Origin of the sequence: Streptomyces sp. NPDC015125, from assembly GCF_043080045.1 — a bacterium.
In the GTDB taxonomy this organism is placed as follows: Bacteria; Actinomycetota; Actinomycetes; order Streptomycetales; family Streptomycetaceae; genus Streptomyces.
Genome location: NZ_JBIBVF010000030.1, coordinates 86216 through 101386, shown reverse-complemented (window position 1 = coordinate 101386; position 15171 = coordinate 86216). Strand labels below are relative to the sequence as shown.

Here is a 15171-nt window from a genome sequence, read left to right as displayed (position 1 = left end):
GGACATCGGGGGACGGATCACACGGTCAGTGCGCGATCCGTCGGCTTGATGGGAGCCGGCAGGGCGCTGACTCCGGTCAGGAAGCGGTCCACGCCCTTGGCCGCGGAACGGCCCTCGGCGATGGCCCACACGATCAGCGACTGGCCGCGGCCGGCGTCACCGGCGACGTACACGCCGGGGACGTTGGTGGCGAAGTCCGCGTCGCGGCCGATGTTGCCGCGCTCGTCGAGCTCCAGGCCGAACTGCTCGACCAGGCCGTTCTCCCGGTCGGTGCCGGTGAAGCCCATGGCGAGGGTGACCAGCTGGGCCGGGATCTTCCGCTCGGTGCCGGGCTTCGGCTCCGGGCGGCCGTCCTTGAACTCCACCTCGGTCAGGTGCAGCCACTGGACGTTGCCGTCCTCGTCACCCTCGAAGTGGGTGGTGGAGACGGAGTAGACCCGCTCGCCGCCCTCCTCGTGCGCGGAGGTGACCTTGTAGAGCATCGGGAAGGTCGGCCAGGGCTGGTTGGGGTTCCGCTCGTCACCCGGCTTGCCCATGATCTCCAGCTGGGTGACCGAGGCCGCGCCCTGGCGGTGGGCGGTGCCGACGCAGTCCGCGCCGGTGTCGCCGCCGCCGATGACGACCACGTGCTTGCCCTCGGCGCTGATCGGGGCGACGGTCAGGTCGCCCTCCTGCACCTTGTTGGCGAGCGGGAGGTACTCCATCGCGAAGTGGATGCCGTTCAGCTCGCGGCCGGGCACCGGCAGATCGCGGGAGGTGGTGGAGCCGGCGGCGATGACCACGGCGTCGTAGCGCTTGCGCAGCTTCTTGGCGTCGAGGTCCCGGCCGATCTCCACCTCGGTGCGGAACTTGGTGCCCTCCGCGCGCATCTGCTCGATGCGGCGGTTGATGTGGCGCTTCTCCATCTTGAACTCGGGGATGCCGTAGCGGAGAAGGCCGCCGATACGGTCCGCGCGCTCGTAGACGGCGACGGTGTGGCCGGCCCGGGTCAGCTGCTGGGCGGCGGCCAGGCCCGCGGGGCCCGAGCCGATGACGGCGACGGTCTTGCCGGAGAGGCGCTCGGGCGGCTGCGGGGTGACGTCCCCGTTGTCCCACGCCTTGTCGATGATGGAGACCTCGACGTTCTTGATGGTCACCGGCGGCTGGTTGATGCCCAGCACACAGGCGGCCTCACAGGGCGCGGGGCACAGCCGGCCGGTGAACTCCGGGAAGTTGTTGGTCGCGTGCAGCCGCTCGCTGGCCTCGGTCCAGTCCTCGCGGTAGGCGTAGTCGTTCCACTCGGGGATGAGGTTTCCGAGCGGGCAGCCGTTGTGGCAGAACGGGATACCGCAGTCCATGCAGCGCGAGGCCTGCTTGCTGATGATCGGCAGCAGGGAGCCGGGCTGGTAGACCTCGTTCCAGTCCTTGACGCGCTCCTCGACGGGGCGGGTCTTGGCGATCTCGCGCTCGTGGTTCAGGAAGCCCTTGGGGTCAGCCATTGGTCGCCGCCTCCATCATCTTCTCGTGGGTCTCGGACTCGGAGAGTCCGGCCTGCTCAGCGGCGTCCTTGGCGACGAGCACTGCCTGGTAGGTGGGCGGGATGACCTTGCTAAAGCGTGCGGCCGCGGCATCCCAGTCGGCGAGGAGCTTGGCGGCGACGGTGGAGCCGGTCTCCTCCTGGTGGCGCTGCACGACGTCGTGCAGCCACTGCTTGTCGGCGTCGTCCAGCGGGTTCACCGCGTCGACGAGCTCCTTGTTGACGTTGGCCTTGTCGAGGTCGATGACGTAGGCGAAGCCGCCGGACATACCGGCCGCGAAGTTACGGCCCGTCTCGCCCAGCACGACCGCGTTGCCGCCGGTCATGTACTCGCAGCCGTGGTCGCCGACGCCCTCGGAGACCACCGTGGCACCGGAGTTGCGGACGCAGAAGCGTTCGCCGACCCGGCCGCGCAGGTACAGCTCGCCGCCGGTGGCGCCGTAGGCGAGGGTGTTGCCGGCGATGGTGGAGTACTCCGCCAGGTGGTCCGCGCCGCGGTCCGGGCGGACGACGACCCGGCCGCCCGACAGGCCCTTGCCGACGTAGTCGTTGGCGTCGCCCTCCAGGCGCAGCGTGACGCCGCGCGGCAGGAACGCGCCGAAGGACTGGCCGGCCGAGCCGGTGAAGGTGATGTCGATGGTGTCGTCGGGCAGGCCCGCGCCACCGAACTTCTTGGTGACCTCGTGGCCGAGCATGGTGCCGACGGTCCGGTTGATGTTCCGGATCGCGATCTGTGCCCGGACCGGCTGGGCGTCCTCGGCGGTGCCCGCGGCCAGGGCGTCGGCGGCGAGCTTGATCAGCTCGTTGTCGAGCGCCTTCTCCAGGCCGTGGTCCTGCTCGATGACCTGGTGGCGCACGGCGCCGTCGGCCAGCTCGGGGACGTGCAGCAGCGGGGCCAGGTCCAGGCCCTGCGCCTTCCAGTGGTCCACCGCACGGGAGGTGTTCAGCAGCTCGGCGTGGCCGATGGCCTCGTCGAGGCTGCTGAAGCCCAGCTCGGCCAGCAGCTCGCGGACCTCTTCGGCGATGAACTGGAAGAAGTTGACGACGTACTCGGCCTTGCCGCTGAACCGCTCGCGCAGCGTCGGGTTCTGGGTGGCGATGCCGACCGGGCAGGTGTCCAGGTGGCACACGCGCATCATGACGCAGCCGGAGACGACCAGGGGTGCGGTGGCGAAGCCGTACTCCTCGGCGCCCAGCAGGGCGGCGATGACGACATCGCGGCCGGTCTTGAGCTGGCCGTCGGTCTGCACCACGATGCGGTCGCGCAGGCCGTTGAGCAGCAGCGTCTGCTGGGTCTCGGCCAGGCCCAGCTCCCAGGGGCCGCCCGCGTGCTTGAGGGAGGTCAGCGGGGAGGCGCCCGTACCGCCGTCGTGGCCGGAGATCAGGACCACGTCCGCGTGCGCCTTGGAGACACCCGCGGCGACCGTGCCGACGCCGACCTCGGAGACCAGCTTCACGTGGATGCGGGCCTGCGGGTTGGCGTTCTTGAGGTCGTGGATCAGCTGAGCCAGGTCCTCGATGGAGTAGATGTCGTGGTGCGGCGGCGGGGAGATCAGGCCGACGCCCGGGGTGGAGTGCCGGGTCTTGGCGACCCACGGGTAGACCTTGTGGCCGGGCAGCTGGCCGCCCTCGCCGGGCTTGGCGCCCTGGGCCATCTTGATCTGGATGTCGTCGGAGTTGACGAGGTACTCGCTGGTCACACCGAAGCGGCCGGAGGCGACCTGCTTGATGGCGGAGCGGCGTGCCGGGTCGTAGAGACGGTCCGGGTCCTCGCCGCCCTCACCGGTGTTGGACTTGCCGCCCAACTGGTTCATGGCGATGGCCAGCGTCTCGTGCGCCTCCTGGGAGATGGAGCCGTACGACATGGCGCCGGTGGAGAAGCGCTTGACGATCTCGGACGCCGGCTCGACCTCCTCGATCGGGATCGAGGGGCGGTCGGAGGCGAGGGAGAACAGGCCGCGCAGCGTCATCAGCCGCTCGGACTGCTCGTTCACCCGGTCCGTGTACTGCTTGAAGATGTCGTAGCGGCGCGAGCGGGTGGAGTGCTGGAGCCGGAAGACGGTGTCCGGGTCGAAGAGGTGCGGCTCGCCCTCGCGGCGCCACTGGTACTCGCCGCCGATGTCCAGCGCGCGGTGGGTGGCGGCGATGCCGGAGGCCGGGTAGGCCTTGGCGTGCCGCGCCGCGACCTCCTTGGCGATGATGTCCAGGCCCGCGCCGCCGATCTTGGTGGCGGTGCCGTGGAAGTACCGGGCGACGAACTCCTCGTCCAGGCCGACGGCCTCGAAGACCTGCGCGCCCCGGTAGGAGGCGACGGTGGAGATGCCCATCTTGGACATGACCTTCAGGACGCCCTTGCCGAGCGCCTTGATCAGGTTCTTGATGGCGGCCTCGGCCTCGATGCCCGGCAGGAACGTTCCGGCGCGGACCAGGTCCTCGACCGACTCCATGGCCAGGTACGGGTTGACGGCCGCGGCGCCGAAGCCGATGAGCAGCGCGACATGGTGCACCTCGCGCACATCGCCGGCCTCGACGAGCAGACCGACCTGGGTGCGCTCCTTGGTGCCGATGAGGTGGTGGTGGACCGCGGCGGTCAGCAGCAGCGACGGGATCGGCGCGTGCTCGGCGTCGGAGTGCCGGTCGGAGAGCACGATCAGCCGGGCGCCGTCGTCGATGGCGGCGTCCGCCTCGGCGCAGATCTCCTCGATCCGGGCGGCCAGCGACTCGCCGCCGCCGGAGACCCGGTAGAGGCCGGAGAGGGTCACGGCCTTCATGCCGGGCATGTCGCCGTCGGCGTTGATGTGGACGAGCTTGGCCAGCTCGTCGTTGTCGATGACCGGGAAGGGCAGGGTCACGCTGCGGCAGGAGGACGGAGTCGGCTCCAGGAGGTTGCCCTGGGGGCCGAGGGAGGAGATCAGCGAGGTGACGAGCTCCTCGCGGATGGCGTCCAGCGGCGGGTTGGTGACCTGCGCGAAGAGCTGGGTGAAGTAGTCGAAGAGCAGCCGGGGGCGCTCGGAGAGGGCGGCGATCGGCGAGTCGGTGCCCATCGAACCGATGGGCTCGGCGCCGGCCTTGGCCATCGGGGCGAGGATGACGCGCAGCTCTTCCTCGGTGTAGCCGAAGGTCTGCTGGCGGCGGGTGACCGAGGCGTGGGTGTGCACGATGTGCTCACGCTCGGGCAGGTCGGCGAGCTCGATCAGACCGGAGTCCAGCCACTCCTGGTAGGGCTGCTCGGCGGCGAGCTGCGCCTTGATCTCGTCGTCCTCGATGATGCGGCCCTCGGCGGTGTCCACCAGGAACATCCGGCCGGGCTGCAGGCGGCCCTTGCGGACCACCTTCGCGGGGTCGATGTCCAGGACGCCGACCTCGGAGGAGAGCACGACCAGGCCGTCGTCGGTGACCCAGTAGCGGCCGGGGCGCAGACCGTTGCGGTCGAGGACCGCACCGACCTGGATGCCGTCGGTGAAGGTGACACACGCCGGGCCGTCCCAGGGCTCCATCATCGTGGAGTGGTACTGGTAGAAGGCACGCCGGGCCGGGTCCATGGAGGGGGAGTTCTCCCACGCCTCGGGGACCATCATCAGCACCGAGTGCGGCAGCGAGCGGCCGCCGAGGTGGAGCAGCTCCAGGACCTCGTCGAAGGAGGCGGAGTCGGAGGCGTCCGGGGTGCAGACGGGGAACAGCCGCTCCAGCTTCTCGGCGTTCTCCGCGCCGAAGAGCCGGGTCGCCAGCTGCGACTCCCGGGCCCGCATCCAGTTGCGGTTGCCCTTGACCGTGTTGATCTCGCCGTTGTGCGCGACGAAGCGGTACGGGTGGGCGAGCGGCCAGCTCGGGAAGGTGTTGGTGGAGAACCGCGAGTGGACCAGCGCGACGGCGGTGGCGAAGCGGCGGTCGGACAGGTCCGGGAAGAAGGGCTCCAGCTGGCCGGTGGTCAGCATGCCCTTGTACACAATCGTCCGGGCGGACAGCGAGGGGAAGTAGACCCCGGCCTCCCGCTCGGCGCGCTTGCGCAGCGCGAAGGCCTTGCGGTCCAGCGCCAGGCCGGTGTTCGTACCGTCGCCGACGAAGATCTGGGAGAAGGCGGGCATGGTGGCGCGAGCGCCGTTACCCAGCAGCTGCGGGGCGACCGGGACCACCCGCCAGCCGATGACGTCCAGGCCCTCTTCACCGGCGATCGTCTCGATGCGCGAGACGGCGTCGGCCGCTTCCTGGGCATCGGACGGCAGGAAGGCGATACCGACGGCGTAGGCGCCGGCCTCGGGGAGCTCGAAGGTGACGTTCTCGCGAAGGAATGCGTCCGGCACCTGGAGCAGGATGCCGGCGCCGTCACCCGAGTCGGGCTCGGAGCCGGTGGCACCGCGGTGCTCCAGATTCGTCAGGACGGTGAGTGCCTGCTCGACCAGTGCGTGGCTGGCCTCGCCGGTGAGGGTGGCCACAAAGCCGACGCCGCAGGCGTCGTGCTCATTGCGCGGGTCGTACATGCCCTGCTGGGCAGGGCGGCCGTCCATGGGCGACCAGGCGGCGTTGTCGCTGCTGGTGGTCGCGGAGTGCGTGGACGCAAAACGCATCGGCTCTCCCAACGTCGTCGTGGCAGTGGGGGCACCTCCCAGGCCCTTGGGCCTGGGGGAATTGCCGAGGGACGACGTTGGCCCTCCGCGAAATTTCGTGCAGGTTACAGGATGACTCCCTTCTCAAAAAGCGAAAAGGGGCTTCCAACATGCGGACACCGCACGGGCGGTGAGTCAGTGCACGGACGGGATTCAGGCCGTCCCACAAGGCGGCGTTCGGCGAGCGACGTTGCCCGCGACGCCTGGGCCTTATGCCCGGTCGTCAACAAACCGAAACCGCTGGGTAACGCGGTAATTATGCAGTCACCCGTATGACACGTCAGCCTACGACGGTTCCGAACAATGCTCCCAGGGCGTACGTCACACCCGCGGCCGCGCCGCCGAGGGCCAGTTGCCGCAACCCGCTGAACCACCAGGAGCGTGCCGTCACCCGCGCCACCACGGCCCCGCAGGCAAACAGTCCGACCAGCGCGAGCAGCACCGCGGGCCAGATCGCGGACGCCCCCAGCAGGTAAGGAAGGACAGGCAGAAGCGCGCCCAGCGCAAACGATCCGAAGGAGGAGACCGCGGCAACGGTGGGCGAAGGAAGGTCGGACGGGTCGATACCCAACTCCTCGCGGGCATGGATCTCCAGGGCCTGCTCCGGGTCCCGGGACAGCTGCGCCGCGACCTGCCGGGCGAGCGCCGGCTCGACCCCGCGGGACTCGTAGAGGGCCGCCAGCTCCGCCAGCTCGTCCTTCGGGTGCTTGCGCAGCTCGGACCGCTCGATGTCCAGCTCGGCCTGCACCAGCTCACGCTGCGAGGCGACCGAGGTGTACTCCCCCGCGGCCATCGAGAAGGCGCCGGCGGCCAGGCCCGCGAGGCCGGTGATGATGATCGTCTGCTGCGACAGCGCACCGCCGGCGACACCCGTCATCAGGGCGAGGTTCGAGACCAGCCCGTCCATCGCACCGAAAACGGCGGGGCGCAGCCAGCCACCGTTCACATCGCGGTGGGTGTGGTTGTCGCGGTGGGCCACATGCGTCGGCGCCGCGGCATCCATGATCTCCATGACGGACATATCGGTACCTACTCCCTGCAGCGAGGTGTGGGCCGATGGCGGCGCTTCCCCCTCCAATGCCTCGAAGTTATGCGCGCATCACCCTCCGCCGCTAGCAAGGAAGGCCGAACTTACCGCGCTGACCTGCGGTTTTTCCCCGAGGTCGGCGATGAGATCCGGCTCACACCCCTTTTTCGGGCCCCGGACGGCCCCGGACGGCCCGGTCCCGAGTGGCGCCCGAGGGAGTCGACCGGGTGACCCTGCCGCCCCGGACAGGAGAGCCGGGCCGCCGCGTGGCACGGATACAGCGCAGCGGTCCGAAGCCGGCCGGCGCCCCGCGGTCCCGGGCGGCGGTCCGGCCCGTACGACAGAACGGCACGCCCATGAGCGCAGCGCACTCCCACCGGGCTGCTCGCCCGTACGCAGCCGACCGCCCCCGAAGCCACCGGGACGGCCGTCCCCACGGCTCTCCCCGATGCCGTCCCGGCGCCCCTGTGGCCGCCTGCCTCTCCCCCACCGTGGAAGGACCAACCCGCACATGACGTACGCAAGCGAGCAGACGCCGGCGACGACACCGGCCGCGACGCCGGCTGCGACACCGGCCGCGACTCCGGCCCCGACTCCGGCTGCGACACCGACCGCGCCGGACGCCTCCGAAGCGGGGACCGCCCGGGCGCTCCGGAGCCTCCCGGCCCGCACCGTCCCCCCGGTCGCCGAGCCGTCGCCCACGGTTCCGGTGCCGCCCGTCGTCTCCGCCCCACCGTCCCTGGAGGACCGGGCGGCCGGGTGTCTGGTCGGGGCCGCCGTCGGCGATGCGCTCGGCGGGCCCGTGGAGGGCTGGTCACCGGAAGAGATCGTCAAGCGGCACGGCGGCCGGGTCGAGGGCATCGTCGGACCGTTCCACGACAACTGGCGCACCGCCCGCCCGATCGCGCCGTACCACAAGGGCGACGGCCACGTCACCGACGACACCTTGATGACCCATGCGCTGGTGCGGGTCTACGAAACGGTGCGCGACCACCTCGACGCCTACGACATCGCCGACCACCTCGTACCGGATCTGATCGGCACCCCGCGCTGGATCCCGGAACTGGAGGCCGAGGCGCTGCCGCTGCAGCGGATCTTCCTCGCCGAGAAGTGGATCGTGGCGCGGCTGCACTACGGGCACGCGGACCCCCGCGAGGCGGGCGTCGGAAACATCGTCAACTGTGGTGCGGCGATGTACATGGCTCCGGTCGGCATCGTCAACGCCGGCAACCCGGACCGGGCGTACGCCGAGGCGCTGGACATCGCCGGTGCACACCAGGCCTCCTACGGGCGGGAGGCGGCGGGGGTGTTCGCCGCGGCCGTGGCCGCCGCGTTCCTGCCGGACGCCACCCCGTCCTCGGTCGTCGTCCAGGCGCTGCGGCTGGCCAAGGACGGCACCCGTGCCGCGATCGAGGCGGTCTGCGAGGCCGCGGCGTCGCTCACCGGCACCGAGTCGGCGGCGGCGCCGCTGCGTGCGGCCGTCGCCCCCTTCGACACGGTGGGCCCCGACTACCGCAACCCGTCGCTCGGCGCCCGGCGCCCCTCCCGGCTGCACGCCGTCGAGGAACTCCCCATCGCCCTGGGCATGTTGCTGACCGGCGGCGGCGACTTCCGGGCCACGGTCCTCGGCGCGGTCAACTACGGCCGCGACTGCGACTCGATCGCCACGATGAGCGGCGCGCTCGTCGGCGCGCTGCGCGGCGCGGCGGCGGTACCGGCCGAGTGGAGCGAGGAGGTCGCCCGCGCCAGCCGTCTCGATCTGCAGGCTCCCGGGGCCGCGCTGGCGACCGTCGCCCGCGAGATCTTCACCCGTGACCGGGCCCGCGCCCGCACCCATGAGCAGGCCTTCACCGCGATCTCTGCCATCCCGGCGATGACGGAGGCGGGCGGGCGGTGACGGCCACGGCGACCGGTGACCGGACCGTCCCCGAGCCCCCCTGCCCCGGTCCGCTCGCCGGGCTGCGGGTGCTCGATCTCGCCACGCTGTTCGCCGGTCCGCTCGCCGCCACCCTCCTGGGGGACTACGGCGCCGAGGTGATCAAGGTCGAGCATCCGCACCGCCCCGACCCGTCACGCGGCCACGGGCCCGCCAAGAACGGCGTCGGACTGTGGTGGAAGCTGCTGGGCCGCAACAAGAAGACCGTCACGCTCGATCTCTCCCACCCGGAGGGCCCGGACGTCCTGCTGCGGCTGGCCGCCGGGGCGGATGTCGTCATCGAGAACTTCCGGCCCGGGACGCTGGAGCGGTGGGGGCTGGGCTGGGACGAGCTGTCCGCCCGCAATCCGGGGCTGGTGCTGGCCCGGGTCACCGGTTTCGGGCAGTTCGGCCCGTACGCCCGCCGCCCCGGGTTCGGCACCCTGGCCGAGGCGATGAGCGGCTTCGCCGCGATCACCGGTGAGCCGGACGGCCCGCCGACCCTGCCGCCGTTCGGCCTCGCCGACGCGATCGCCGCGCTGACCACGTCGTACGCCGTGATGGCCGCGCTGCACGCCCGGGCGGCGACCGGGCGCGGCCAGGTCATCGACCTGGCGCTGATCGAACCGATACTGACCGTCCTCGGCCCCCAGCCGCTCTGGTACGACCAGCTCGGCCACATCCAGCCGCGGACCGGCAACCGCTCCCCCAATGTCGCGCCGCGCAACACCTACCGCACCGCCGACGGCTCCTGGGTGGCGGTCTCCACCTCGGCCGAGTCGGTTGCCGCGCGGGTGATGCGGCTGGTCGGCCGGCCCGAGGTGATCGACGAGCCCTGGTTCGCGACCGGCGCGGGACGTGCCCGGCACGCCGATGAGCTCGATACGGCGGTCGCCGACTGGATCGCCCGGCACGACCGGGCCGAGGTGCTGGCCGCCTTCGAGAAGGCCGAAGCGGCGGTGGCGCCCGTCTACGACATCCGCGAGGTGATGGCGGATCCGCAGTACCAGGCGCTGGGTTCGATCACCGAGGTCCCGGACGACGAACTCGGCACCGTCCGGATGCAGAACGTCCTCTTCCGGCTCTCCGAAACGCCGGGCGCCATCCGGTGGGCGGGGCGCCCGCACGGCGCGGACACCGACGAGGTGCTCGCCGGAATCGGCCTGACCGGCCTGGAGATCGACGGGCTGCGCGCGGCGGGTGCGCTGTGACGCCGACTCCCCCGACGCCCCGTCCGGCTGCCGCTCCCACGCCGCTGACCTGGCTGTACGTTCTCGGGGACCGCCCCGAGGTGGTCGCGGAGGCCCGGCGGGTGCGGGAGCCGGCCGAGCGCCGGCGCTGACGGCGCGGCAACGCCCCGGGACAGCACGGCGCCGGGCGGATCCGACGTATCGGATCCGCCCGGCGCGGTCTGCGGCCGGTGGCCGCCTCAGGACTTCTTGGTGCTGCCGCTGCCGCTGCCGGCGGGCTTGGCGGCATCCGCCGCGGGGGCGTCCGCCGTGTCCCCGGCCTTCTCGCCCGCGGGTTCGTCCTTCGCGGACTCCGAGGACTTCGCGGACTTCGCGGGCTCCTCGGCCTGTACGGTCCCGTCGGCGCCCGGCTCCGTCCCGTCGCCGGAGGCCGCCGTCGGCGACGGCTTCACGGCCGCGGCATCGGCATCGGCATCGGCATCGTCGACGCTGTCAGCACCCTTGTCGGCGTTGTCAGCACCCTTGGCGCCGTCCACGCCCTTGGCGCCTTCGCCGCCCTCGTCCGCACCCTCGGCGAGCTGTGCCCCCGGTTCGACGACCGCTTCCCGGCCGGGTGCCTTCTTGGCGGAGACCACCAGGTACCCGATGGCCAGAACGAAGACGATCAGCGCGGTCCAGACGTTCAGCCGCAGGCCCAGGATGTGGTGCGCCTCGTCGACCCGCATGTACTCGATCCAGGCACGGCCGGCGCAGTAGGCGGCGACATACAGCGCAAAGGCCCGCCCGTGGCCGAGCCGGAAGCGCTTGTCGGCCCAGATCACCAGCGCCGCCACACCGAGGCACCACAGGCTCTCGTAGAGGAAGGTCGGGTGGTAGGTGCCGCCGATCCGTCCGATCGCCGGGTCGGAGCTGATCTGCAGCGCCCACGGGACATCGGTCGGCTTGCCGTACAGCTCCTGGTTGAACCAGTTGCCCCAGCGGCCGATCGCCTGCCCGATGGCCAGACCGGGCGCCAGCGCGTCGGCGTACGCGGGGAGCGGGATGCCCCGCCGGCGGCAGCCGATCCAGGCGCCCACGGCGCCGAGTGCGACCGCGCCCCAGATACCGAGACCGCCTTCCCACACCTTGAAGGCGTCGAGCGGGTGGCCGTTCGGGCCGAAGTACGGCTCGTACGTCGTGATGACGTGGTAGAGGCGGCCGCCGACCAGCCCGAAGGGCACGGCCCACACGGCGATGTCGGCGACGGTGCCGGAGCGGCCGCCGCGCTGTACCCAGCGCTTGTTGCCGAGCCAGACGCCGACGAAGACGCCGATGATGATGCAGAATGCGTAGCCGCGCAGCGGGATGGGGCCGAGATGTACGACGCCGACCGACGGGCTGGGAATGAATGCGAGGTCCATGGCAGGGTCGACGCTACCGCGCCGGGCGGGGTCGGCGACAACCCGCCCGGCAACGGCTGCGTAACGACCCCGCTGTCGTGCGATGACGCTGTGTGTCCGGGAGGACCGCAGCGCCGCCGGGGCGGAGCCCGCCAGGACCGCTGGCGGGTGTCTCCCCTAGGACCCCGGCGTGGTGTTCATGCCGTTCTGCTTCCCCTGGGGTGAGTTCCCCTGGGGCGGGTTCCCCTGCGGCGAGGCGCTCCGTCCGGCGTGCTTCCCCTGGGGCGGGACGCTCCGGCCGGCCTGTTTTCCCCGGGTCGAGGGGGTCGCGTGCGGCGCAGCGCCGGTGTGCGGCGCGGCCCCGGTGTGCGGCGAGGCGCTCTTCCCCGGCTGCTTGCCCTTGTTGGCGTCCTGCACCATCTTCTTCAGGTCCGCGGGGGTGAGCCGGCCGCCCTTCTCTTTCGAGAGATCCTTTCCGTTGAGCAGGACGGTCGGGGTGCCGCGGTATCCGGACTTGGCGAAGGCGTCGGTGGACTTCTGCGCGAAGCGGTCGTACTTGCCGTCGTTGACGCACCGGGTGAAGGCGGGGGTCACCAGTCCCTTGACCTTGCCGGCGAGCTGGAGGAGGTACTGCTTGTCGGCGAACTTGTCCTGCTGCTCGGGCGGCTGGTGGGAGTAGAGGACGTCGTGGTAGTCGCGGAACTTCCCCGCGTCCTGGGCGCAGAGGGCGGCGTTGGCGGCGTTGAGGGACCCCTTGCCGCCGGAGTTCCCGTCGATGATCGTCACGAGGTGGTACTCGTTCTTGAGCTGACCGGAGTCCTGCAACTCGTGGATGGCCGGGCGGAAGCCGGTCTCGAACTGCTGGCAGGCGGGACAGCGGAAATCCTCCCACACCGTGAGTGTGGAAGGGGCGCCGGGCGCGCCGACGGGGATGGCGGGTCTGCTGCCGCCGCCGGCCTGCCTGGGGCGGGCGGTTCCGTTGTCGGAGCTGCTCCCGCCGCTGCCGGCCGAGGTCGCCCAGACGGCGATGCCGCCGGCGACCGCCAGCACCACCACCACCGATCCGGCAACGATGGCCTGCCGGCCACGCCGGGCGCGCGCCCTCTCCTTTTCCCGCTGTTCCTGCAGCCGCTCGCGGGCGGTTCTCTTACCCTCATGGTTCTTCTGGCTCACGCCCCTGGACAACGAAGCGGAGGGGTGCCGCCGCACCCCTCCGCACCGATGTTCGCCCTATCGAGGGACAGCCGACCGGTCCCGGGTTGCCCAGGGGCCGGCCGCGTGCATCCGCTCAGGCCCGCCTGCGCACGCCCTCGGCCAGCTCGGCCGCCAGGGCGCGGATCCCGGCGAGACCGTCCGCCACGTCGCCGTCCGCGGCCAGCATCCGCTTGACGAACGCCGAGCCGACGATCACACCGTCCGCGAACCGGGCCACCTCGGCGGCCTGTTCGGGGTTGGAGACGCCGAGGCCGACGCAGACCGGCAGGGCGGTGGTCGCCTTGGTACGCCGTACGAGGTCCTGCGCCTGTGTGCCCACCGACTCTCGGGTGCCCGTGACGCCCATCAGCGAAGCGGCGTAGACGAAGCCGGAGCCCGCGGCCGTGATCTCGGCCAGTCGCGCGTCCTTGCTGCTGGGGGCGACGACGAAGACGGTGGCGAGGCCGTGCTTGTCGGCGTGCTCCCGCCAGATCGCGGACTCCTGGACCGGCAGGTCGGGCAGGATGCAGCCGGCGCCGCCCGCCTCCGCGAGCTCGGCGGTGAACCGCTCGATGCCGTAGCGGTCGATCGGATTCCAGTACGTCATGACGAGGACGGGCTTGCCGGTGGCCTCGTGTGCCTCGCGCACGGTCCGCATCACGTCCGCGATCTTCACTCCGCCCCGCAGAGCGATGTCGTCGGCGGTCTGGATGACGGGGCCGTCCAGGACCGGGTCGCTGTGCGGCAGCCCGATCTCCACGACGTCCGCGCCGCCGTCGAAGACGGCCTTGGCCGCCTCGATGCCGCCGTCGACGGTCGGGAACCCGGCCGGCAGGTAGGCGATGAGGGCGGAGCGGTCCTCGGCCTTCGCGGCGGCGAGGGTGTCGCTCAACAGCTTGATGTTCCCGCTCACTTGACGTCCCCCTCGATCTCCGCGTCGGCGGTACCGTTGTCCGCCTCGACGGCGGCGTCCGTGTCGTACAGGTCGAAGTAACGGGCGGCGGTGTCCATGTCCTTGTCGCCGCGCCCGGACAGGTTGACGACGATCAGTCCGTCCGAACCGAGCTCCTTGCCGAGGTCCAGGGCCCCGGCCAGGGCGTGGGCGCTCTCGATGGCCGGGATGATGCCCTCGGTCCGCGAGAGCAGGCGCAGCGCCTGCATCGCGGCGTCGTCGGTGACGGCACGGTACTCCCCGCGGCCGCTGTCCTTGAGGTAGGCGTGCTCGGGCCCGATGCCCGGGTAGTCGAGACCGGCCGAGATGGAGTACGGCTCGGTGATCTGGCCCTCCTCGTCCTGGAGGACGTAGCTCCGGGAGCCGTGCAGGATGCCCGGCTCACCGGCGCTCAGGGTGGCCGCGTGCTCACCGGTCTCGATGCCGTGCCCGGCCGGCTCGCAGCCCACGAGCCGGACCCCGGCGTCCGGGAGGAAGGCGTGGAAGAGGCCGATGGCGTTGGAACCGCCGCCGACGCAGGCGACGGCCGCGTCCGGCAGGCGGCCCGCGCGCTCCAGGATCTGGCGGCGCGCCTCGACGCCGATGACGCGGTGGAAGTCGCGCACCATCGCGGGGAACGGGTGCGGTCCCGCGACGGTCCCGAACAGGTAGTGGGTGTGGTCGACGTTGGCCACCCAGTCACGGAAGGCCTCGTTGATGGCGTCCTTGAGGGTGCGGCTGCCGGACTTCACGGCGATGACCTCGGCGCCCAGCATCCGCATCCGGGCGACATTGAGGGCCTGGCGCTGGGTGTCGATCTCGCCCATGTAGATGGTGCAGTCGAGACCGAAGAGGGCGCAGGCGGTGGCGGTGGCGACACCGTGCTGGCCGGCGCCGGTCTCGGCGATGACCCGGGTCTTGCCCATCCGCCGGGTGAGCAGCGCCTGGCCCAGCACGTTATTGATCTTGTGCGAGCCGGTGTGGTTGAGGTCCTCGCGCTTGAGGAACACCCGGGCCCCGCCGGCGTGTTCGGCGAAGCGCGGCACCTCGGTGAGCGCGCTGGGGCGCCCGGTGTAGTTGACCATCAGGTCGTTGAGCTCGGCGGCGAACGCGGGGTCCGCCTTGGCCTTCTCGTACTCGGCGGCGACCTCGTCGACCGCGGCGACCAGCGCCTCGGGGATGAACTTGCCACCGAAGGCGCCGAAATAGCCTTCGGCGCTGGGCACGCGCCCCTCGGGGTCGGGAAGGAAGAAATCGGAGGACATCAGACGCACTCCTCGGCCGGGGCGGGCCGCCCCGGAAGTCCGGTTGTGTCGGAGGTATTCGGGATTCGGATTCGGGATTCGGGCATCACGGTAGGCGGCGCGCGCCTGACGGATCGCTGCCGCCGCGGAGCCGCCGGGGCGCACGGGGCG

General features: G+C 71.5%; 9 protein-coding genes. 2 read left to right on the top strand and 7 right to left on the bottom strand.

Annotated elements, in window-relative coordinates; genetic code table 11:
- Positions 1 to 17 precede the first annotated feature (17 nt).
- From ACF088_RS38185 to ACF088_RS38175, 3 genes are all read right to left on the bottom strand, one after another.
- Positions 18 to 1478, bottom strand: a complete 1461-nt coding sequence (locus ACF088_RS38185) for a glutamate synthase subunit beta (RefSeq protein ID WP_392380564.1) — start codon at positions 1476 to 1478, stop codon at positions 18 to 20.
- Positions 1471 to 6081: a glutamate synthase large subunit gene (gene gltB, locus ACF088_RS38180; RefSeq protein WP_392380563.1), complete on the bottom strand. Its 4611-nt coding sequence runs from the start codon at positions 6079 to 6081 to the stop codon at positions 1471 to 1473. Before gltB ends, ACF088_RS38185 begins: the two co-directional genes overlap by 8 nt.
- 319 nt (positions 6082 to 6400) lie before the next feature.
- Positions 6401 to 7132: a VIT1/CCC1 transporter family protein gene (locus ACF088_RS38175; RefSeq protein ID WP_392380587.1), complete on the bottom strand. Its 732-nt coding sequence runs from the start codon at positions 7130 to 7132 to the stop codon at positions 6401 to 6403.
- Positions 7133 to 7658: 526 nt separating this feature from the next.
- On the opposite strand from ACF088_RS38175, the gene ACF088_RS38170 reads away from it, so the two are divergent.
- A complete protein-coding gene (locus tag ACF088_RS38170; RefSeq protein WP_392380562.1) occupies positions 7659 to 9044 on the top strand; it encodes an ADP-ribosylglycohydrolase family protein in 1386 nt (461 codons plus the stop codon).
- Complete coding sequence (locus ACF088_RS38165; RefSeq protein WP_392380561.1) at positions 9041 to 10273, top strand: CaiB/BaiF CoA transferase family protein; 1233 nt, start codon at positions 9041 to 9043, stop codon at positions 10271 to 10273. The genes ACF088_RS38170 and ACF088_RS38165 overlap by 4 nt, the downstream gene beginning before the upstream one ends.
- 218 nt (positions 10274 to 10491) lie before the next feature.
- On the opposite strand, the gene lgt is transcribed toward ACF088_RS38165, so the two are convergent.
- The 4 genes from lgt to trpB all read right to left on the bottom strand — a co-directional run bounded on the left by lgt (position 10492) and on the right by trpB (position 15021).
- Positions 10492 to 11652, bottom strand: coding sequence for a prolipoprotein diacylglyceryl transferase (gene lgt / locus ACF088_RS38160; RefSeq protein WP_392380560.1), 1161 nt, complete (start codon positions 11650 to 11652; stop codon positions 10492 to 10494).
- Between the two features lie 156 nt (positions 11653 to 11808).
- On the bottom strand, positions 11809 to 12804 hold the full coding sequence (locus tag ACF088_RS38155) for a DsbA family protein (protein ID WP_392380559.1): 996 nt from the start codon (positions 12802 to 12804) through the stop codon (positions 11809 to 11811).
- A gap of 115 nt (positions 12805 to 12919) precedes the next feature.
- Positions 12920 to 13738: a tryptophan synthase subunit alpha gene (gene trpA / locus ACF088_RS38150; RefSeq protein WP_392380558.1), complete on the bottom strand. Its 819-nt coding sequence runs from the start codon at positions 13736 to 13738 to the stop codon at positions 12920 to 12922.
- The gene (trpB, locus tag ACF088_RS38145) at positions 13735 to 15021 is read right to left on the bottom strand and encodes a tryptophan synthase subunit beta (RefSeq protein ID WP_392380557.1); all 1287 of its coding nucleotides are present in this window, start codon (positions 15019 to 15021) and stop codon (positions 13735 to 13737) included. Before trpB ends, trpA begins: the two co-directional genes overlap by 4 nt.
- Between the last annotated feature and the right edge of the window lie 150 nt (positions 15022 to 15171).

Bases quoted from the DNA above. Each gene is read 5' to 3' on its own strand.
- ACF088_RS38175 (WP_392380587.1), bottom strand. From the start codon at position 7,132: ATGGAGATCATGGATGCCGCGGCGCCGACGCATGTGGCCCACCGCGAC.
- lgt (WP_392380560.1), bottom strand. From the start codon at position 11,652: ATGGACCTCGCATTCATTCCCAGCCCGTCGGTCGGCGTCGTACATCTC.
- ACF088_RS38185 (WP_392380564.1), bottom strand. From the start codon at position 1,478: ATGGCTGACCCCAAGGGCTTCCTGAACCACGAGCGCGAGATCGCCAAG.
- trpB (WP_392380557.1), bottom strand. From the start codon at position 15,021: ATGTCCTCCGATTTCTTCCTTCCCGACCCCGAGGGGCGCGTGCCCAGC.
- ACF088_RS38170 (WP_392380562.1), top strand. From the start codon at position 7,659: ATGACGTACGCAAGCGAGCAGACGCCGGCGACGACACCGGCCGCGACG.
- gltB (WP_392380563.1), bottom strand. From the start codon at position 6,081: ATGCGTTTTGCGTCCACGCACTCCGCGACCACCAGCAGCGACAACGCC.